This window comes from Alteromonas sp. ABV4_515, from assembly GCF_056160345.1.
Genome location: NZ_JBSWWZ010000001.1, coordinates 595268 through 615108, shown reverse-complemented (window position 1 = coordinate 615108; position 19841 = coordinate 595268). Strand labels below are relative to the sequence as shown.

Genomic DNA, 19841 nt, shown 5'->3' with positions numbered 1-19841 from the left:
ACAGCAAAAAATCGCTAACCTATTAATATTCATAAAATTGTCACATTTCAGATGAAGTTTTTGTGACATTGAAAAATCTCTGTCCCCGTTTTTTAAAGGTGCACGTCTATGTGAGTTGGGCCGCTATTTTTTTGTATGTTTTAACGGGCGGCATTCGCTATTCAGGATGGGAAAAATGAAAACGGTATTATGGGGAAAATGGGTGTTTGGTATGGTTGCCGGAATAATACTTTCTGGCTGCGGTGCCGAAGCGGCGAAAACTGAATTGCCGGAACCTGGTAATCAGGAGAAAGAGCAGGAGTTACAAATTGCCTTTCTTGCAGACATTCATTTGCATGACTTCTTCTCGGCAGCTGAAAATTTGGAAGCCTCTGAACTGCCCGTAATCGCAGATGCGCGAACATCAGATCAAAGCACGCAGGGAGCACAAACACCGGTGTTAATGCGCAGCATGCAGGCACAACTCAACAGTACCCGCCTGTTCAATGAAAACTATTTTGTTTTTCGCGCTGCATTGGATGAGATTGCTGCCAAAGGCATAAAGCTGGTGGCGTTACCCGGAGATTTTTCTGATGACGGACAGCCTGCCAATGTGAAGGCGCTGGCTGCCATTCTGGCTGAATACTCCGATAAATACGGCATGCGCTTTTTTGCGATTACTGGCAACCACGACCCTGTGCGACCCTTCTCCCGTGCCGGAGGAAAGAAAGACTTTCTGCATCGAAGCGGCAAAGAAGTAGCGGTAATGAGTCCTGACCACCCTGATTGCCTGAATAAATCGGCATGGCAATGCAGCAATGCACTGCGGGAATGGGGCTATGTTGACATCATGGAAACCCTGAAATCACAGGGCTTTAGCCCGTCATCGCAGGATGTGTTGTATGAAACGCCCTTTGGAACCGCTGATGTTGCCAAACGTGGCTGGCGGTGGTGCGATCCAGAAAGTAAAAGTAGGGAAAGCAATTCGACTGAAGAGAGCGGCAAATCTTGTATCTTCATGCCAGATGCCAGCTATCTGGTTGAACCGGTAGAAGGCCTTTGGCTATTGGCTATCGACGCCAATGTGTATACACCCAAAGGAATGGTTTCGTCGCGGGAATTTAATGGTTCGGGAAATGCGGGTTATAACGCGCTGGTGGACTATAAACCTGAACTCCTTGATTGGATAGCGGGCGTAGTAAAGCGAGCAGAAGAGCATAACAAGCGCCTGATTGCGTTCAGCCATTTTCCTATGGCGGACTTCTACGACAACACACGAAAGCAGCTGGCTGAGCTGTTCGGAGACACCGGCATGCAACTAAAACGTATGCCGTCAGCATCGACAACGCAGATTCTGTCTGATCTAGGATTGCGGTTGCACATGGCCGGACACATGCACCTGTACGACATTGCACAGCCCGAAGATACTGGCGGGCTGGTGAATGTGCAGGTACCGTCACTGGCTGCCTATCAGCCAGGCTACAGCGTGGTTACCTTAAGCAATGATGGCAGTACTCAGGTTGATACCATCATTCAGCAGCAAGTCGCCCGTTTCGATACCTTGTTCCCTGTGTATGCTAAAGAATGGCAATACCGCAACCAGGCGGGGCTGATGAACTGGGATAAAACCATTCTAGATGCGCCGGACTATCTGCGTTTTACCGACGCGCATTTAAAAGAAGTGGTGCGTCAGCGCTATGTGGGTCGTGAATGGCCGCAGCCGCTGGCTACTTTCATTCAAAGCAAAACGGTTGGTGACGCACTGGAAACGCTGGTGTGTGGCAATGTCGGTCGCGTTACTGATGCAGCACTGCTCGCAATGCCCGCCATTACCTTGGCGAACGATTATTACCGGATGAGAAACGCCGGTCAGTTTGCTGACCTCGGTGGACGGGAGATAGTATACGAGCGCCTCAGGGATGCCACGTTGCATTGTGAGTTGCCAGAAACTGCTCTTTTGCATACGCACCTGGTGAGGCGCTTTGTCGAACTGCTCAGCGACGTGGCGGTATCACGGGACGTTACGTCAATCACGGTGAAGGGCATCTAACAGGGGCGCTGGCGCGCCCCGTTGTCAGCCTGCTATCGTGATGATCGCTTCTGCCAGCTTCTGCATGTGGGCAACCGGGGTAAAAATTTGCGGCGTCACGCGGATATTACTGCCGCTGGATAAGTCATTTCTGACAACGGTAAAAATACCAAATTCTTCTTCCAGGCGTTTTTGTAATGCCTGATTTTCTTCGGGGCTGGTTTTGCCTTTTAAACGAAAGCCACCCATGCCAGATGCATTATGTGAACTGGCTGCGCCAAGTATTTCAACTTCAGGGTTTTCCCTCAGTGGTAGCGTCCAGCTTTCCCACAAATACCGCAACCGCGCTTCTTTATTTTTGCCGCCAATTTTGTGGTGAAATGCCAGGGCATCTGGCACGCTTAAGAAACTGGCGAAGTCAGACGTTGCAAGATGTACGCGGTTAGCCACGTCATTGTCGCCCGGATCTTCGCCCGGAAAGGGCATTACAGGTGCTAAGGTGTGTTCCCGCATATACAGAGCGCCTACACCCACCGGTGAACCAATCCATTTATGCAAATTGAAAATTGCCCAGTCGACACCAAGTTCATCCGGCGTGAAGTCGAGTAGACCCCAGGACTGAGCGGTATCACAAATAACATAGATTCCATGTTCTCGCGCAAGTTCTGCAATACGCTTAACCGGCATAACAAGGCCATGCTGATTGCTCACATGGGTAAGCAGCATCAGTTTTAAACGTGGATTGCGCTTAAATGCTTTGCGATACGCATCAACGTAATCATCATCTGCACCGGAGGCCGGAAGTGATAACTCGTGACCTTTTACGTTTCTACTTTCGCTTAACCAGACCATCATGTCCTGGTAGGCAGGGTAATCTATATCTGCCCACAAGATTTCATCGCCTTCCTTAAAATCATTGAATTGCGTGATCAAATTCACGAATGATTCCGTGGCATTGCGGGTCAGCATGATCTCATGAGTTTTAACCTTCAAAGCGTCAGCAACAGACTCCCGCGCGGCAAGAAAATCGGCTTTATACTGCTTACGCACGTACCAGGACATGGCATGATTGACCTTCTCCGTGTGGTCAAAGAAGGCCTGCTGAACAGAATTGGCCATTTTGCCCCAGTAGCCCTGTTCCAGATTGATGATGTCGTTTTGCACATCAAACTGACTGCGTACGGCTTGCCAAAAGTTCTCATCCCTGGCCACGGTTGCAGCTGAACCAACCGGACTTTCAAATTGCTGAGCAGATAAAGATAAAGCGGTAGATGATGCGGCAAATGCCGCTGAATATTTCAAAAACTGTCTTCTGGATGACATGTGTTCCCCAAACCTTGTTATTTTTAGTAATGTTATAGTGTTGCAATTTCCACGCTATAATCTTGAAATGTAAAAGTCCCGGTTTTGAGACGGATGTGCGGAAAATTTAGCCGAAGATGTGGTAGCCGGAGAGATGGATAGTGAAACAGTGAGGGAGAGAAGGGGCTATCAGCCGTTTGAAGGCACCTGCACGATAAGCAGGTGCATCCTTTTTCTGGCCGGTTATTTGATTATTAATTCCGGCTAGGTGCTTAAAGCAAAGCTTGTTTTCTTTCTGCTGGCAACTAACACCATGAGTAGCCCAAGTAAGGCGGTGCCTGCGCCAGCTAAGGCTACCGCTGGTAATCCAAGACCTGCACTTATAACGCCGCCACCTAAAGCTGCGCCAACTGCATTACCAAGGTTGAACGCACCAATGTTCATGGCCGATGCCAGATTCGGCGCTTCGCTGGCCTCCTGCACCACCAATGATTGCAGCGGTGGAACCACAGCGAAGCTGGCAATGCCCCAAAGGAAAATCAGTGGCACAACAACAACGGAAGAAGACATGGTAACGGTAAAGATCACCAGCAGCAGAATGACTGCAATTAACGATACGATTAATGTGCCGTACAACGTGCGGTCGGCATAGCGTCCGCCCAGCACATTACCCACTGCAAGCCCCACGCCGTAAAGCACCAGCATAGCTGTGACAAAAGTCGTCGAAGCATGAGTTTCTTGCTGCAGAATTGGCACAATGTAAGTAAATACCGTGAACATAGAGCTGGCACCCACCACCGTTAACAGGAGCGCTGCCAACACAGAGCCTTTGCTTAACACGGCTAGTTCATTACGAATGTTCGCTTTTTCCTGATTCACCAACGGAGGCAAGCTAAAGCGCAAGGCTATCATTGCCACTAAGCCTATAACCGCAATACCTAGAAATGCATTTCGCCAGCCCAGCGTTGTGCCCACAAAGCTTGCCAGCGGCACACCGCCAACGGTCGCGATAGTAAGCCCTGAAAACATTGCCGCAACCGCACCGGCGCGTTGGTTTGGCGGCACTAATTGGGTTGCAACCACAGCACCAACACCAAAAAATACGCCGTGATTGAACGAGGTAATAATGCGGCTAATCATCAAGGCGCTGTAACTGTCGGCCAGCGCGCTCATTAAATTACCCAGAGTAAAAATGCCCATAGACAACACCAGCAGGCGACGGCGCGGCATATTGGCAAACAGTAAAGTCATGACCGGCGCACCCACCAGCACCCCAAAGGCATATGCACTAATGAGAATACCTGCCGTTGGAATAGAGACGCCTAAGTCATTTGCTATCACGGGCAGCATTCCCATAGGTGAGAATTCCGTTACACCAATTCCAAAAGCACCAATGGCCAGCGCCATCAGTGGAAAGTTAATCTTCATGTTGAACTCAAGTTTATTTATGATGCTTGGGAATATAACGACATAAAGAATGCCCGTGTAGTGGGGTGGAAAGCTAATCTGTTTTGCATTGGATTCACAAATGAAGCAAGTTAAAGCTGATAAAACGGCTGAAATGGAAACCTTTTTAACGGTGGCGACACTTGGCAGTTTGAGTGGGGCGGCCAGAGAACTCGGTCTAACACCATCGGCAGTAAGCCGGATGATGACCCGGATAGAGAAGCGTTTAGGTGTGCGGTTGCTTGTCCGTTCTACCCGCAAACTTTACTTAACCAGCGAGGGGGAATCTTATGCCCTGGCTGCACGGCGGATCTTGAAAGATGTCGAAGAGACCGAGCGCGCCATTGCCGATCGCGCCAGTCCAAGCGGTTTAATTAAAGTGAGTACCGCAACAGCCTACAGTCGTTTGACCATGATTCCCTTGTACAAAGAGTTTTTAGAGCGTTATCCCAACATTAAAATAGAAGCCGAGGTAAGCGATAAAATCAGCAATGTGGCCGATGGCCATATTGACGTCGCAATTCGTTTCGGCCCTTTACCTGACAGCAATTTGACCGCCAGGCGCTTAGGAGAAACCGGCAGAACCATTGTCGCATCGCCGAACTACTTAGCACAGGCAGGCATGCCTGAAACCCCCGCCGACTTAAAGCACTTTAATTGCCTGGATTTTAGCTTCCAGCGCATAGAGCCCGGATGGCCTTTTCGTGAAAATGGTGAAGACTACATTCTGCCCATAGAAGGGAATATGACGTCGAACAATGGTGAAACGCTGGTTGAACTTACCATGGCTGATATTGGCATTACCCGGGTCGGCAACTTTCATATCAAACAGATGCTCGCATCGGGACAACTTGTTCCACTGCTAGAAGACTTCAATCCACAAGACAAAGAAGTTATCCACGCTGTGTTTATTGGCGGGCGACACATGCCGGCCAGAGTGAGGGTGTTTGTGGATTATCTGGTTGAGAAAATGGCTTCCAACTCTTAGAAAATGCTACTTCTTTCCCCATGTTTATATGAAATTCGAACAGGGCTTTCTTTTACAACGGAATGGAGCGTTCTTGTTAGAATGTAAAATGTTAAAGTCAGTAATGCGCTATGCTGGTTGCCCCGGTTTTGCTGATGGTTAACGCTAGACAAATTTAATAAGGCCTGTTGTGAAAAAAGTCGGTATTTTCGTAGACGTGCAAAACGTCTATTACACCACCCGCAGTGCGTTTAAGCGCAATTTTGACTACAACCGTTTCTGGGCTGAGGTGACTCACGATAGGGAAGTGGTGACAGCCAATGCTTATGCCATCAATCGTAACGACGAAAAGCAGAAGCAGTTTCAGAATATTCTCAGAGCTATTGGCTTTGAGGTGAAGCTGAAACCCTTTATACAACGCGCCGACGGCAGTGCCAAGGGCGATTGGGACGTGGGGTTGACGTTAGATATGATAGAAGCAGCGGAACATTGCGACATACTTGTACTGGTGTCTGGCGACGGTGATTTTGATTTGCTGGTTCAGCGTGCCCGGAAAAAGCATCAATGTGAAGTGGAAGTGTACGGTGTTGAGACGCTGACTGCCGACAGCCTGAAGCGCGCGGCTGACCGCTTTGTGCCAGTAACGGATAGTCTGCTACTCTGAAGCCTCCATGCTACTGTCACTGATAATTCTTAAAACATTTAACTGGATTCGTTCATGCGCGTAAAACTCCCCTGCTCAGCCAAAGCTGTGGCTCTATCGTTAGTTACGGTTCTCTCTTTTTGTGTAACCTCTTTCACTGCTGTGGCAGAAACGGCTGCCTGGGCCCAACCAGAAAAAGAGCTGATGGTGCCGGTGGAAGGCGGCAAGATCTATGTGCGTTTAAATGGACTCGAACATAAAAACTCAACACCGGTGATATTTATTCACGGTGGTCCGGGTGGCACGCACAATGGCTTCGTCGGCATGACGGAACTGGCCAACGACCGTATGGTGATCATGTACGATCAACTCGACAGTGGTAGATCAGAGCAGCCAAACGATCCGGCCAACTGGCGGGTCGAACGATTTGTTGATTCTCTAGAGACGATTCGGAAAAACCTAGGGTTAGATGAGTGGCATGTTGTGGGCCATAGTTGGGGCTCGGCGCTGGCACTGGAATACTCGGCTAAATATCCCCAGCACACCGTGTCTACGGTTTTGGGAGGCACGTTTATTTCGACGCCACATTGGATCATGGATGCAAACCTGTTGGTAAAAGCCGCCTCGCAAGACGTACAAAAAACGCTGAAACAGTGCGAATCAGCAAAGCCACCAGAAGGCGATGTTTGTCGTAAGGCTTACACCAAACTTTATTCAGCTTATTACACCCGGGGCATTGGCACCGAAGCGGCTAGAGTCTACTACGAGAACGTAGGCGGCAACGGCTTTAATCCGCTTATCTACAACAAAATGTGGGGACCGAGTGAGTTTTCATCTACCGGCGTGCTAAAGAGCTACGATGCCACCCATTTACTGGCAGACATCGACCCAATGAAAACCCTGTTTATGATTGGTCAATATGACTCAGCCCGGATTGATACGGTGCAGGACTATCTGGCACTGACACCCGGTGCTGAACTGGCTGTGGTACCCGGTGGCGCACACGGTTTCTATAATGATAGGCCACGCATCACGTTTGCATTGTTGAAAAGCTGGTTGGACAGAAAAGACAAGTAAGGTACACCCTGTTACAGCGACTTGCGTGAAATGAACACTCCGCTGAAGCGGAGTGGAGTCATTGCATGTAAAGTACAAAGCCTATCAATTTAATTAGCTTCGCTTTACCCTTTGTCTGAAGCCGGCAAGTCCGGCTAAAAGGCAACCCATCATTGCAAGGGTACCTGGCTCTGGCGCGTTTACAGATGGTGGTGGGGCATTGAAACCCGCTTCCCCGGAAACATAAAATCCAGCAAAGAAAATGTTGTCGTTAACTGAAGGGTTTATGGTGTCTACAGTAATCGAGCTATCGCCCACATTAATGTAGTTTGTCAGGTCGTAACGCTCTGTATCTTCAGCATAAGAAGGCATGAATGGTGAATAAGCATCGTCGAAGCTGCCGAAGGTGATCAGCGAACCATTTGCCTGGTTTTCACCGTCATCAAATCCTCCGGCATTTTCTGTAATCAGTGTACCATTGACTGAAACGTCAGATGCCTGATTACAGCAACTAAAGCCTATACCTAGCACCATCTCTGCAAAGAATCCTGGCGAGGTAGGATCTAAAGGGCTTGCGAAGTTAATTGATGTTGTATCGCCGAGAATGTCCGAGAAACCATCCAGCAAGCCAACAGAAGCAATCGGTAAACTTGAGTTTTCGTAAACGATAACCAGACCACTACCGTCAACTGATGCACCACCCACGAGTTCTTCGATACTGAAATCGTAGATACCACCAGGACCAGCATCGATAGTACTCTTCACAATGGAAGTTACGTCTGCTTTATGCATTCCTGTATGTGGATAACTTGGATTAGTGACCTCCGGGCCAAAAGTAACATTCACACCGTCTAGTGCCACGGTTGGGGTAGAGTTTGAACCTTGAGTCGCGGTATAAAGATAGGCAGCCACTACTGTAGAACCTGCGTCTACACTAGCACTAACAATACCGCTATTACTCGAACCGCCCCATCCATCTGTGGACATTCCGACATTTCCATAATAAGTCGAACTTGGTATGAGGGCCCCGTATGATGACGCTGACAGAGCAATTGCTGAGATGCTTAAAGCCTTAAAAAGGCGCGACATTGACTTTTGCATTACAAAATTTCCTATGATTTGACTTTATCCTTGCTTAGAAATCTTTCTAAGAATTTTTCCGCAAATTAAACGGCTAAATGCGAACTTGATTTGTGCAAAAAATAAGCCAAATAAGGAAATTCTTATTTAACAGAAAGTTAAATTCTGTGTAAATTTTATACGGTTTGGGTTGTAATTTTTACCGACAGTAAAAAAGTATTGGATAGCGCGTTTTTACTGCATGTGCACTGTGGTAACAGTGAAAAGAAGCCGCTGAAGACGGTTAATGTGCATGAGGGCTAACGATATGTACCTGTTGATCGCGCTGTCTATCTTTTCGCTTAGCTTTTTTAAGCGGCGGGCATAAATCATCGTTGTTGTAGTACACAATGCATTCCAGACACTGCACGCACTCGTTGTAATTGATGTCACCTTTGGGCGTGATGGCTTTGATGTCGCATTTGTGATGACACAGGGTACAGGGGTTGCCACAAGCCTTGCGACGGGTAAGCCATTCTCCGGCGTGAAAGTAACCCAGAACGGCCAGGCCGGCGCCCAGCGGACAGACATAGCGGCAGTAGAATTTATTGATCCACAGGCCGGCAACCAGCAAGGCTACGGCATACAAAACAAACGGCCAGGTACGCACAAACTGGAGTGTGATAGCGGTTTTGAACGGTTCCACTTCTGAGGCGATTTCGGCTACTCTTACTGATGCAAAAGACGTGATCACCAGGCCAATCAGAATGGCGTACTTAACCCACCAGAGTTTACTGTGAGCGTCGAAAGGCACCTTCTTCTGACGGATACGCAGCTTTTTCGCCACCCAGCCCACCATTTCCTGCAGTGCGCCAAACGGGCACAGCCAACCACAAAAAATACCACGCCCAACGATAAACAGGCTAACGAATACGTAGCTCCAAAGAATGAACAGAATGGGGTCCATCAAATACATATTGATGTCGAAACCATTGATCACACTTTGCAGGATTGGATAAATGTTGACGATGGAAAGCTGTCCCTGCCACAGCCAGCCAATGAATATGAGCGTGTAGGTGAGGAAACTCCAGCGAACCCAGCGGAATAGCTTCTCGTTAGCCGACAAGCGATGCTGGAATATGAAAATCAGCGTGACCAGAATCAGGCTCACCACCAGAACGGAAATATCCATGATGCGGTTTTCCCAGATTCGCACCCAAGGCGCTTTCGGGGCTTCTTCCACCACGGCTTCGGCAAAATCAAACAGGGTTTCCGGCAGGCTGTAATCATCGTGCAGGTGCAGTTGATTGCGTATGAGATGGTTGCGGGCAATATCAATGTTCAGATTCAATGACATGGTATCCCCAGGGTTGAAGCCAGACTGGGTGTTTACCACGAATACCTGCACATCGTCGCTCTCAGGCATGCCCGCGCCCAATTGTTGGTCGGCATAACTGTAGAAGTTTAAATCCCGCATGGGGAAGGGCAAATCATTCTGCGTCAGCGAAATGCGATTGGCTACCGTGCCGGGTTTGAAGTCGTCTTCCAGGTAGCTGAAGAAACCTTCCGACATCACCAGAAAAGCCTGCTCATTGGGCTTCAGTATTGTCATTAGGCGTTGATATTCGCTATCACCCAACACGTTACGCCCGATAGTCGGGGCGTTCAGGTAGGCGTAATACACGTCGAAGTTGTCGTAAGAAAGGTCAAAAGTATCGCTGGGGAATGTATCAAGCTCAATGTTAAAGCCATCGGCCATATCTTGTTGGCTGATGCGCCATTGACGTACCAAGCCTTCATCAAGCAACTGCTGCCAGTTCTTCTCCTCAAAGGTGTCTTTTGGCGTGGCTAACGGTGAACTGGCGAAGCCGGACAATAATTGACGCGCAACTTTAAGCGAAGACAACAAAATGGTGTCGTTAATGATGATCACCGACACCGTGGCTTTGGTAACGCCATCCACATGCACTGTAGAGGGGTCGTCCGGATTATTCTTGGCAGCAGAATCTACAATTACCCGCTGTCCCACATTCAAGCCTTCATATTGATTAATGAAATTGAGCATGGGTTCCGGGCCAAGCCCATGCAGGAAAATGGGCTCATGGTGATTGATTATACGAATGCCTTTCACATTGCCGGCGGTGTCTATGCCAATAAGCAGGTTGATTCGGGTACCCGAGAAGCCGGGTAAATTCACCAAATCGTTACTGGCAAATACATAGCCCAGTAATTCCTGTAACTGATAAACCGGTTGTACGGGGACATCGGTTTGCTTTTCGCCTATGAGCGTGGCTTTAGGAAAAATGGATTGGATAAGGGAATCATCGATACTGACTTCTTCGGCCAGCGTGGCACATGTGCTAATGCAGAGTGTAATGAAGAAGAGGAGTCTTAAAAAGGCAGTATGGATGAATCCTGTCATGAGGTGGGTCCTTAAAAAAAGAGCTGGCGTCAGGTCCATACCAGCTCCTCAAAGAAAAACTCGCAACAGGGTTGTGGGACCAAAACCCTGCTACGATGCCCGCGTTACGAGCGAGGCAACTTGAAGGTCCAGACTGTACCGCCTTGGTTGATGTCTTTTACGCGTTTGGCAACTTCACCACCCCAAAGAGGAACGGCGCCACCCCAACCAGACAGAACACTCAGATATTGCTCACCGTCCATCTCCCAAGTAATCGGAGAGCCGACGATACCTGAACCTGTATTGAACTTATAAACAATCTCACCGGTCTTCGCATCGAAGCCCATCAGATAGCCTTCTGGAGTACCGGTGAATACCAGGTTACCCGCAGTAGCCAGAACACCACCCCACAGAGGCGCGCCGTTCTTGTATTCCCACACAGTTTCACCGGTTTTCGGATCAACCGCTTTCAGTGAACCAATGTGGTCTTCGAATACTGACTTGATGGTGAAACCAGAGCCTAAGTAAGCCGCACCTTTCTTGTAGCTTACTGGCTCATTCCAGATGTCCATACCCCATTCGTTAGAAGGTACATAGAACAGGCCCGTGTCTTCGCTGTACGCCATAGGCATCCAGTTCTTACCACCCAGGAATGAGGGTACTGAGAATACTGTTTTACCTTTCTCACCGTTCTCGCTTTCAGAAGGGTCACCAGGACGGCCGTTTTCAGTATAGATAGGTGTACCGTCGTCGTTCAGACCGCTCGCCCAAGTAATACCGCTTACGAATGGGAAGCCACGGATGAAATCGCCGTTTTCGCGGTTCAGTACATAGAAATAGCCGTTACGGTCGGCGGTTGCCGCTGCTTTAACGGTTTTACCTTTTGACTTGTAGTCGAAGGCAATGAGCTCGTTAACACCGTCGAAGTCCCAGCCATCGTGTGGCGTGGTCTGGAAGTGCCATTTGATTTCGCCGGTATCAGGGTCGATAGCCAAACGTGAAGAAGAGTACAGATTGTCACCAGGACGTAAGTGAGAGTTCCACGGTGCAGGGTTACCCGTACCCATGAAGATCAGATCTTGATCTGGGTCGTAAGTACCGCCAAGCCATGTTGCTGCACCACCGGTTTTCCACAGGTCGCCAGTCCAGGTCTTGTTCGCTTCACCACCAGTGATGCCGTTTTCTTTGCCGTTCAGGTAACCCATGTGACCTTCAACGGTAGGACGGGTCCATACCAGTTCACCGGTTTTCGCATCACGGGCTTCAACTTTACCCACGATACCGAATTCACCACCAGAAATACCGGTGACAACTTTACCTTTTACAATCATAGGCGCAGCAGTGAATGAGTAACCTGCTTTGTAGTCACCCATTTTCTTACGCCATTTCACTTTACCGGTCTTTTGGTCAAGTGCTACCAGAATCGCGTCCAGGGTACCGAAGATAACCAGGTCGTCGTACAGTGCTGCACCACGGTTGATTACGTCACAGCAAGGCATGATGCCGTCTGGCAGACGGGCTTCGTATTGCCACAGCTCATCACCGGTTTTTACGTCAATGGCGTAAATACGTGAATAAGAGCCGGTTACGAACATAACACCGTCGTGTACCAGAGGCTGTGATTCCTGACCACGTTGCTTCTCGCCACCTAGTGAGAATGCCCATACCGGGTGCATTTTCTTAACGTTTTTGGTGTTCAGCGTGTCCAGAGGGCTAAAACGCTGACCGCGCGGGCCCATACCATAACTAAGTACGTCGCCGGTAGTTTTGGCATCGTTGAGGATATCTTTATCGGTAACGCCTGCCGCTTGAACACCAACAACGGTGCTAAGAGACAAAGCCAGACCGACAGCAGAGCTAATCAGGTGACGTGAAACTGTTCGACATTTCATCAGGTTTCTCCAGTAGTTCAACAGGTGCTTGAGGTGGTTATTCCACCTTTTTGCGCAACCGGCGCGCCTTTCTAAAACCTCGTTAAAGGTTGGGAGAGGTTTTTCCAGGTTGCCTAGCGTTATAGTTCAATCCGTCTTCCGGCGCGTTATGAGTTGGGCAACAGTCACTAAGCATAGACTATGTTCGGATGACGACAGCATCAGTATTAGCTAATGTTTTTTTAACAACCATTAAACCTTGGATTATCATTTTTAATCCCTTAGTAGTACTACCTGCTTATTTGCTTCGAAAAGTCGTAACAAACCGCTGTCATTTAGCTGCTTTGCATTGATAGTGTTACGTTTTTTGGTGTTTTATATAAAAGCGGTGAATGTGAAAAGTGGCGCGAAATTGGAGCTGAAACAAGGCTGTAATGCTGGCTATTTAAGGGTGAGTAAGGAAAAGTTCCCGGTATAAAAACCGGGCTTCTTAGAGTTGAATGGGGTGTCACCGGCTATTCGGCATAAAGACCAGGAATAGTGTAGGTGACGCCGTACTTTTCAAAGATACTTTGCATGCGACCGTCTTTGATCATCGGCTCGGTAATGCCTTCAATGGCGTAGGCAAGTTGTCGGTAGTCCGTTTTTACCGCCATGCCGATGTCCCAGGCTTTTATGCTCATGGCAGCTAAGCCGGTAGCATTGATGGTGTATTGTTCAGAGGCAGGTCGTGCCCACTCCAACTGAGATTGCATGCCCGCGACAGCAGCAACTTCACCCTTCTTGAACAAATCAACGCCATCGAAGGTGGTGGTTGTATGCACCATGTTCTTGCGCAAACGGCCGCCAATGGTCGAACCCAGAAAGGTGTCGGGCAACGAGTCGATTTCTACCGCAATTTTTTCATACTGAAAAATCGCTAGCGTATCGATGCCGTTGGTCTTTTCTGTGTTTTTGAGCAGCGCCCATTTCTCACGGTGATAGGGACCAAACATAGCCACCATTTCATTGCGGGGTAAACCGTAGCCATCAATGCCATAGCTAAACTTGCGGTCGTAAGGGACACGCAACATTAAATCGGCTTTCTGACGAGTGATGATATGGCCTTTCCACACGGCCTGACGCAGGTCGTCTTCAAGGTTCTCGTCGGCATTTATCCACATGAATTCGGCTTTTACGCCCAAACCTTCGGCAATGGCATTGCCCACGTCAATGTCGATACCCGTCGGTTTATCGTTTTCCAGGTAGGAATAGGGAGGGAAGTTATTGTACACCGCGATGGTGATGACGCCAGCATCGATGATGTCGTCGTAGCTTTTGGCCTGAACTGAAAAAGCGCTGGCTGCTATAAAAGCAGTCAGCGCCAGGCCCGTTATCCAGCAACGTAATAAGCGAGCCATGGTCGTTACTCAGGCGTACCGCGAGTCTCAATGTAAGATTTAATCGCCCACATCGCTTCTTGGCTCAGAATGCCTTCAAACGGAGGCATATAAACGCGACCGTCGATTACTGCACCGTTACGGATACGCATCAGGAACCACTCATCAGCTTCTTCCGGGCTGAAAAATTCGTTTTCGTCATTAAGTTTACGCAAATCAGGCGTGATACCACCAGAGATAACTTCCAGACCGTGACAACGTGCACAGTTCTGGTTGTAAGCTGAGTCACCAATTTTGATGGCAGTTTCATTGCCGGTGAATGGATTAGTTGTTTTCCACTCTTCACCTAATTGCGGTAACGCACTGGTATCGACAGCCTGAGGGGTAACGTCGCCGTGAGCAAATGCCTGCGCGGAGGAGAGCGCAATCACTGCTGCAAGCGTGTTACGCATGATGGTAGAAAAAGTTTTCATGTGTACATCTCCAAAAGTTGTCAGATAGTGTCAATGCTGGTTAGAGTTGGCGGACAACCTCAGTTGGTTTTGTTGTATTTGCGACACAACCAGACACCTTTTACAAATTAGGATATAAGCGCTTTTCCTCCAATTGTACTAAGGTAGTAAACCTTTCATCCTTTAAGCTCATTCATTATGGCGGGGGCATCAACTAGTATTTAGTTCACCTTCGCGAAAAGGAGGGTCGGAATGACCGCCCTATATAAAAAAATAATAGCGAAACTTGCCAAGACCTTATGTTTACGTGCAGCGAAGCGTTGCTGTAAACGGTTGCGCCTAAACTTTTTCCTGCCATTGCTTATGCTTTGCTTACCGCCCGTTCACGCCAATGAACTGACCGTAAATATAGCGTACGTTATGCAAACCTCCAGTAAACCTTCGCCATCGCTAGCGTTGTTTAAAACACCTGAGAATAACGGCGTTGCGGGTGCTGAACTGGGCATTGTCGATAGCAACACCACCGGGAAATTCTTAAAGCAGCATTACGCTCTTCAAGTGGTTGAGGGGGCGGATTCTGCTGAGCTTATCGAGTCGTTGAAAAGCTGGCTTGCCACGAACCCAGGGCCCGTTATCCTTGATGTGTCAGACAAGGTAATGTCGGCAATGTTGGCACTGCCAGAAGCTAGCAACCGGTTATTTATCAACGCCACAAATAAGTCTGATCGTTGGCGGGTTACCCAATGTCAGACTGGGCTGCTACACACAGCTCCGAGCTACGCCATGCTAGGCGATGCACTGGGACAGTTTTTAATGGCGAGACGGTGGCGTGAATGGTTTATCGTAGAAGGGAGCAGCGAGGCAGATAAAGCCATGGCTAACGCTTATGTAAGAAGTTCAAAGCGTTTCGGCACCGAAATTACCGGTCGCAGAACCTGGACCTTCGATACGGACCTACGCCGTACCTCTCAGCAGGAAGTGCCTGCACTGACACAGGGTGAAGATTACGACGTGGTGCTGGTAGCTGATGCAGATAACCTGTTCGGCTTTTATCTTCCTTACAACACTTACCTGCCTCGCCCTGTAGCCGGTACGCATGGAATGAAAGCCGCAAGTTGGCATCGCAGTATCGAACAGTGGGGGGCGCTCCAATTGCAAAACCGCTTTTTCGATACCAATGGTCGCCCAATGAATGAAGACGACTACAACGCTTGGCTAGCCGTACGAGCGGTTTCTGAAGCCGTCACTCGCACCAAAGCAGCGAATTCTGCTACGCTTTATCAGTATCTTATGAGCGATAAGTTCGATTTGGCGGCATTCAAAGGGCGTAAGCTTACCTTCCGAAATTGGAACGGTCAGCTTCGACAACCCATTCCACTTGTTCAACCTGAATCTCTGGTTTCCCAGTCGCCTCAGCAGGGTTTCCTGCATCCGAATACCGACCTGGATACGCTGGGGTATGACAAACCTGAAGTGCGCTGCTCAATGGCACAGGAGTAAATAATGAAGTCTTGGATTTTGCCTGTAATGATGATGGCTGCGAGCCCGGCGATGGCAGATATTGCCTACGTATCGAATGAAAAAGATGACACTCTGACCCTAATTGATACTGACGCCCTAGAGGTATTGCAAACCATTGACGTCGGCATGCGCCCCCGGGGCATTATTTTCAGTCACGACTACAAATATTTGTACATCTGCGCCAGTGATTCTGATGCGGTGCAGGTACTGGATGTGGCAACCAACAAAATTATCCATAACCTGCCTTCTGGTGAAGATCCTGAGCAGTTCGCACTGCATCCTAACAATCACCACCTGTACATCGCTAACGAAGATGATGCCGTTGTTACGGTGGTCGATACTGAAAAGCGGGATGTGGTGGCACAAATCGACGTGGGCGTAGAGCCTGAAGGCATGGCGGCCAGTCCAGACGGGAAATGGGTGATCAATACCTCTGAAACCACCAACATGCTGCATTGGATTGACGCCAGCACCCAGGAACTTGTCGATAATACCTTGGTGGATCAGCGCCCCCGTCATGTGGAATTTACTAAAGATGGCAAAACCGTATGGTCATCTTCTGAGATTGGCGGCACTGTCTCCATTGTTGATGTGGCCAGCAAAGCCATCACACATACCATTAATTTTAAAATTCCCGGCGTGCACAGAGACAAGATTCAGCCTGTAGGCGTAAAACTCACCGATAACGGCAAATATGCGTTTGTGGCACTGGGTCCTGCTAATCATGTTGCTGTGGTTGATGCAAAAACCTACGAAGTACTGGACTACCTGTTAGTCGGTCGCAGAGTGTGGATGCTTGAATTCGCCAACGATCAAAAATTACTGCTGACGACCAATGGCGTGAGTGGAGACGTCTCGGTAATTGACACCGACGATTTAAAAGTGATTAAAACCCTGAAAGTGGGTCGCTACCCTTGGGGTGTGGCGGTGAAGCCGTGAGTCTGGCCCTGAAAGTCGATTCGCTGCGTTATCGTTACCAGCAAAAGTGGGTGCTGGACAACGTGGATCTGCAACTAGAGCAGGGGCAGTTTTACGCCTTGCTAGGGCCAAACGGCGCGGGTAAAAGTACGCTGTTTAATCTGCTGTGCCAGCTGCTTCAAACCCGTGACGGCGCCATTGATGTGGCCGGTCACAGCACCTTGAAGGCACCGCGCAAAGCGTTGGCAGCACTGGGCATTGTGTTTCAGCAAAGCACGCTGGATTTAGACCTCACCGTGCAGCAAAACCTGGAATACCACGCCAGTCTTCACGGCATGTCGACAAAAGCGAGTAAAGCGGCTATCGAGCGCGAACTTGCTCGCTTTGAACTTACCGACCGCAAAAAAGATTCTGTACGTTCGTTAAATGGCGGCCACCGTCGCAGGGTGGAAATAGCCCGTGCATTGCTGCATGAACCGGCCATTTTGCTTCTCGATGAAGCCAGTGTGGGACTGGATATGCCAACCCGCGACAGCATCAATCAGCATATTCGTGGCTTATGTGAATCACGGGGCATTACTGTGTTGTCGTCGACCCACCTGGTAGATGAAGTGTTGCCTGAAGACCACCTTATTCTGTTACATCAGGGCAAAATTCTGCTCGACAAACCCTGTCAGCAAGCGCTGGATGATGAGCTGGTGGGCGACGTGAAATCACTGTACCGCAACCTCACTACTTCCGGGGAGGCAGCATGAAATATTGGGTTGCGTTCAAAGGCATTGTGATTCGAGAAATGTGGCGTTTCTGGCATCAAAAAGCCAGACTGGTTAGTGCGCTAGTACGACCCTTATTGTGGCTGGTGGTGTTCGCTGCCGGATTCCGGGCTGCGCTGGGCATCGCAATTATTCCGCCCTACGACACGTATATCACCTATGATGTATATATCATGCCGGGTTTAGCAGGCATTATCCTGCTGTTCAACGGCATGCAAAGTTCTTTGTCGATGGTATACGACCGGGAAATGGGAAGTATGAAAATTTTGCTTACCAGCCCATTGCCAAGGCCATTTTTGTTGGTGTCGAAACTGGTGGCTGGGGCGATTATATCGTTGTTGCAAGCCTATGCTTTTTTCCTGGTAGCCTGGCTGTTGGGTATTGAAGTGCCGCTGATGGGCTACTTATATGCTGCTCCAGCTCTGCTGATAACCGCCTTAATGCTCGGCGCTCTCGGCTTGTTGTTGTCGTCGTTTATCAAGCAGTTAGAAAACTTCGCCGGAGTGATGAATTTCGTCGTCTTTCCCATGTTCTTTCTTTCCTCAGCGCTTTATCCGTTGTGGAAACTTAAAGAATCGAATGAGTGGCTTTATTGGGTGTCAGCGTACAATCCCTTTACCCATGGCGTTGAATTAATACGATTTGCTTTATATGAAAGCTGGAATCCTACGGCAACATGGGTCACTCTAGTTACCACAGTCCTATTCTGCGGCGTGGCAATTTGGGGGTACGATCCAAAGCGTGGTATGCAACAAAAGAAAAAACCAAGCAAGTAGACAGCTTAATGCTCGACAGCGGTATGCTGAATTGACTACTATTCGTTTAGAATTAACAAAAGGTTTACAATTATGGTAGAGATCCTGGTTGCAGACGATCATCCACTTTTTCGTTATGCCATTACAGATTTCGTAGAGCGCAATATCGCTGACACGAAAACTGTCACCTGTACTGATCTCGATGCTGCCATTGAGGTCGCAGAAGAAAATCCAGACATTGATCTGGTTTTGCTCGATTTAAACATGCCTGGCATGGACGGATTGAACGGTATTGTTCGATTCCGAAATCAGTTTCCGGAAATTCCCATCGTGATCGTTTCTGCTGAAGAAGATAAAAACGTGGTATTGCAGGCGTTTACCTATGGTGCAGTAGGCTTTATCACTAAATCCTCCAGCTGTGAGCAGATTGTAGCAGCGTTAGAGCAAGTGCTTTCGGGTCAGGTTTATTTGCCGCCAGATATTATTCGCAAAGGTGGTAACAGCAAGCCAAAAGATGACAGTAATTCTCAGCAAATCGACCCTAAACTGATTGCAGCGCTAACCCGTCGTCAGCTGCTGGTATTTGAATGTATTGCGAAGGGTAAGTCGAATAAACAGATTGCGTACGAACTTAACATTGCCGAAACCACGGTGAAGGCTCACGTATCTGCTATTCTCAATAAACTTAACGTGCACAACCGCATTCAGGCTGCCCTGTGTGCGGCCAGCATCGACTTTAATCATTATTTGATGCGATGAATAAATGATTATGTGGCCGGCTGTCATGGCTGGTCGCAGCTGATGCTACTTATTGCTTAACAGGAATTTACGTAAATCCCGCTCTTCCCGCATGACGTATAAGATGAATACCTTATCTGCTTCCAGTTTATAAAAAATCCGGCAAGGACTTGCTACTACTTCGCGATAATTTAAATGCTCAAGTTCGGGCGGAATGCGTCCTGATTCAGGACATGCTATTTTTAGCTTCTGAATGACTAACAACCTTGCCATCAGAGAGTGCACGTTCTCCCCGTGCTATGCCTTCTAGAATAGACAAACGATTTTGCATAAACTCATAGTCACTGACATCTACGAGGTAAGCCGAAGGAATACCATGTTCTGTTATCAAAACCGGTTCTTTTGTATCACGTAAATCAGCAAGAATTTTTGTCGCCTGCCGCTTAAGCGATGTGACCAATTCTACTTTCATATACGGTGTCTCCGTATGAACACTAAAGTATCACTCAAGTGATACTATTCTATCATTCACACATTTACAAATTGGAAACA

General features: G+C 48.5%; 17 protein-coding genes and 1 pseudogene. 9 read left to right on the top strand and 9 right to left on the bottom strand.

Annotated features, from left to right (window positions below):
* Nucleotides 1-175 precede the first annotated feature (175 nt).
* The gene (locus ACXAGX_RS02635; protein ID WP_474836418.1) at nt 176-2029 is read left to right on the top strand and encodes a metallophosphoesterase family protein; all 1854 of its coding nucleotides are present in this window, start codon (nt 176-178) and stop codon (nt 2027-2029) included.
* A gap of 24 nt (nt 2030-2053) precedes the next feature.
* On the opposite strand, the gene ACXAGX_RS02630 is transcribed toward ACXAGX_RS02635, so the two are convergent.
* Nucleotides 2054-3331, bottom strand: a complete 1278-nt coding sequence (locus ACXAGX_RS02630; RefSeq protein WP_474836416.1) for an aminotransferase class V-fold PLP-dependent enzyme — start codon at nt 3329-3331, stop codon at nt 2054-2056.
* Nucleotides 3332-3574: 243 nt separating this feature from the next.
* A complete protein-coding gene (locus ACXAGX_RS02625; RefSeq protein ID WP_474836414.1) occupies nt 3575-4738 on the bottom strand; it encodes an MFS transporter in 1164 nt (387 codons plus the stop codon).
* Between the two features lie 100 nt (nt 4739-4838).
* On the opposite strand from ACXAGX_RS02625, the gene ACXAGX_RS02620 reads away from it, so the two are divergent.
* The 3 genes from ACXAGX_RS02620 (at nt 4839) to ACXAGX_RS02610 (ending at nt 7443) form a co-directional block, all read left to right on the top strand.
* A complete protein-coding gene (locus tag ACXAGX_RS02620; protein ID WP_474836412.1) occupies nt 4839-5744 on the top strand; it encodes a LysR family transcriptional regulator in 906 nt (301 codons plus the stop codon).
* Between the two features lie 169 nt (nt 5745-5913).
* Nucleotides 5914-6387, top strand: a complete 474-nt coding sequence (locus tag ACXAGX_RS02615) for a LabA-like NYN domain-containing protein (protein ID WP_474836410.1) — start codon at nt 5914-5916, stop codon at nt 6385-6387.
* Between the two features lie 54 nt (nt 6388-6441).
* Complete coding sequence (locus ACXAGX_RS02610) at nt 6442-7443, top strand: proline iminopeptidase-family hydrolase (protein WP_474836408.1); 1002 nt, start codon at nt 6442-6444, stop codon at nt 7441-7443.
* Between the two features lie 93 nt (nt 7444-7536).
* Here the strand turns inward: ACXAGX_RS02610 and ACXAGX_RS02605 are convergent, their stop codons facing one another.
* The 5 genes from ACXAGX_RS02605 to pedF all read right to left on the bottom strand — a co-directional run bounded on the left by ACXAGX_RS02605 (nt 7537) and on the right by pedF (nt 14605).
* The gene (locus tag ACXAGX_RS02605) at nt 7537-8409 is read right to left on the bottom strand and encodes a PEP-CTERM sorting domain-containing protein (protein ID WP_474836406.1); all 873 of its coding nucleotides are present in this window, start codon (nt 8407-8409) and stop codon (nt 7537-7539) included.
* A 376-nt stretch (nt 8410-8785) separates the two neighbouring features.
* Nucleotides 8786-10903 carry a 4Fe-4S binding protein gene (locus ACXAGX_RS02600; RefSeq protein ID WP_474836404.1) on the bottom strand — a complete coding sequence of 706 codons (2118 nt, stop codon included), beginning with the start codon at nt 10901-10903 and terminating at the stop codon, nt 8786-8788.
* A gap of 104 nt (nt 10904-11007) precedes the next feature.
* Complete coding sequence (locus ACXAGX_RS02595; RefSeq protein WP_474836402.1) at nt 11008-12774, bottom strand: methanol/ethanol family PQQ-dependent dehydrogenase; 1767 nt, start codon at nt 12772-12774, stop codon at nt 11008-11010.
* Nucleotides 12775-13268: 494 nt separating this feature from the next.
* Nucleotides 13269-14153: a substrate-binding periplasmic protein gene (locus ACXAGX_RS02590; protein WP_474836401.1), complete on the bottom strand. Its 885-nt coding sequence runs from the start codon at nt 14151-14153 to the stop codon at nt 13269-13271.
* A gap of 5 nt (nt 14154-14158) precedes the next feature.
* Nucleotides 14159-14605 (bottom strand): cytochrome c-550 PedF, encoded by a 447-nt coding sequence (gene pedF / locus ACXAGX_RS02585; protein WP_474836399.1) that lies wholly within the window; start codon nt 14603-14605, stop codon nt 14159-14161.
* A gap of 399 nt (nt 14606-15004) precedes the next feature.
* Here pedF and ACXAGX_RS02580 point away from each other — a divergent pair, with 399 nt between their 5' ends.
* The 5 genes from ACXAGX_RS02580 to ACXAGX_RS02560 all read left to right on the top strand — a co-directional run bounded on the left by ACXAGX_RS02580 (nt 15005) and on the right by ACXAGX_RS02560 (nt 19310).
* Nucleotides 15005-16084: an ABC transporter substrate-binding protein gene (locus tag ACXAGX_RS02580; RefSeq protein WP_474836397.1), complete on the top strand. Its 1080-nt coding sequence runs from the start codon at nt 15005-15007 to the stop codon at nt 16082-16084.
* Nucleotides 16085-16087: 3 nt separating this feature from the next.
* Nucleotides 16088-17044, top strand: coding sequence for a YVTN family beta-propeller repeat protein (locus tag ACXAGX_RS02575; protein WP_474836395.1), 957 nt, complete (start codon nt 16088-16090; stop codon nt 17042-17044).
* The gene (locus ACXAGX_RS02570) at nt 17041-17778 is read left to right on the top strand and encodes an ATP-binding cassette domain-containing protein (protein ID WP_474836393.1); all 738 of its coding nucleotides are present in this window, start codon (nt 17041-17043) and stop codon (nt 17776-17778) included. Before ACXAGX_RS02575 ends, ACXAGX_RS02570 begins: the two co-directional genes overlap by 4 nt.
* Nucleotides 17775-18572, top strand: a complete 798-nt coding sequence (locus ACXAGX_RS02565) for an ABC transporter permease (protein ID WP_474836391.1) — start codon at nt 17775-17777, stop codon at nt 18570-18572. Before ACXAGX_RS02570 ends, ACXAGX_RS02565 begins: the two co-directional genes overlap by 4 nt.
* Nucleotides 18573-18644: 72 nt before the next feature.
* A complete protein-coding gene (locus ACXAGX_RS02560; RefSeq protein WP_474836390.1) occupies nt 18645-19310 on the top strand; it encodes a response regulator in 666 nt (221 codons plus the stop codon).
* Nucleotides 19311-19355: 45 nt separating this feature from the next.
* Here ACXAGX_RS02560 and ACXAGX_RS02555 read toward each other — a convergent pair.
* Both ACXAGX_RS02555 and ACXAGX_RS02550 read right to left on the bottom strand, forming a co-directional pair.
* Nucleotides 19356-19520: pseudogene (locus ACXAGX_RS02555) on the bottom strand (type II toxin-antitoxin system RelE/ParE family toxin); the annotation flags it as partial.
* Entirely contained in the window at nt 19516-19761 is a 246-nt protein-coding gene (locus tag ACXAGX_RS02550; protein ID WP_474818867.1) for a type II toxin-antitoxin system Phd/YefM family antitoxin, read from the bottom strand. The pseudogene ACXAGX_RS02555 and the gene ACXAGX_RS02550, both read right to left, overlap by 5 nt.
* Nucleotides 19762-19841 lie beyond the last annotated feature (80 nt).

Bases quoted from the DNA above. Each gene is read 5' to 3' on its own strand.
- ACXAGX_RS02630 (WP_474836416.1), bottom strand. From the start codon at position 3,331: ATGTCATCCAGAAGACAGTTTTTGAAATATTCAGCGGCATTTGCCGCA.
- ACXAGX_RS02565 (WP_474836391.1), top strand. From the start codon at position 17,775: ATGAAATATTGGGTTGCGTTCAAAGGCATTGTGATTCGAGAAATGTGG.
- ACXAGX_RS02600 (WP_474836404.1), bottom strand. From the start codon at position 10,903: ATGACAGGATTCATCCATACTGCCTTTTTAAGACTCCTCTTCTTCATT.
- ACXAGX_RS02635 (WP_474836418.1), top strand. From the start codon at position 176: ATGAAAACGGTATTATGGGGAAAATGGGTGTTTGGTATGGTTGCCGGA.
- ACXAGX_RS02605 (WP_474836406.1), bottom strand. From the start codon at position 8,409: ATGTCCACAGATGGATGGGGCGGTTCGAGTAATAGCGGTATTGTTAGT.
- ACXAGX_RS02550 (WP_474818867.1), bottom strand. From the start codon at position 19,761: ATGAAAGTAGAATTGGTCACATCGCTTAAGCGGCAGGCGACAAAAATT.
- ACXAGX_RS02610 (WP_474836408.1), top strand. From the start codon at position 6,442: ATGCGCGTAAAACTCCCCTGCTCAGCCAAAGCTGTGGCTCTATCGTTA.
- ACXAGX_RS02590 (WP_474836401.1), bottom strand. From the start codon at position 14,153: ATGGCTCGCTTATTACGTTGCTGGATAACGGGCCTGGCGCTGACTGCT.
- pedF (WP_474836399.1), bottom strand. From the start codon at position 14,605: ATGAAAACTTTTTCTACCATCATGCGTAACACGCTTGCAGCAGTGATT.
- ACXAGX_RS02580 (WP_474836397.1), top strand. From the start codon at position 15,005: ATGCAAACCTCCAGTAAACCTTCGCCATCGCTAGCGTTGTTTAAAACA.
- ACXAGX_RS02575 (WP_474836395.1), top strand. From the start codon at position 16,088: ATGAAGTCTTGGATTTTGCCTGTAATGATGATGGCTGCGAGCCCGGCG.
- ACXAGX_RS02595 (WP_474836402.1), bottom strand. From the start codon at position 12,774: ATGAAATGTCGAACAGTTTCACGTCACCTGATTAGCTCTGCTGTCGGT.
- ACXAGX_RS02625 (WP_474836414.1), bottom strand. From the start codon at position 4,738: ATGAAGATTAACTTTCCACTGATGGCGCTGGCCATTGGTGCTTTTGGA.
- ACXAGX_RS02560 (WP_474836390.1), top strand. From the start codon at position 18,645: ATGGTAGAGATCCTGGTTGCAGACGATCATCCACTTTTTCGTTATGCC.
- ACXAGX_RS02620 (WP_474836412.1), top strand. From the start codon at position 4,839: ATGAAGCAAGTTAAAGCTGATAAAACGGCTGAAATGGAAACCTTTTTA.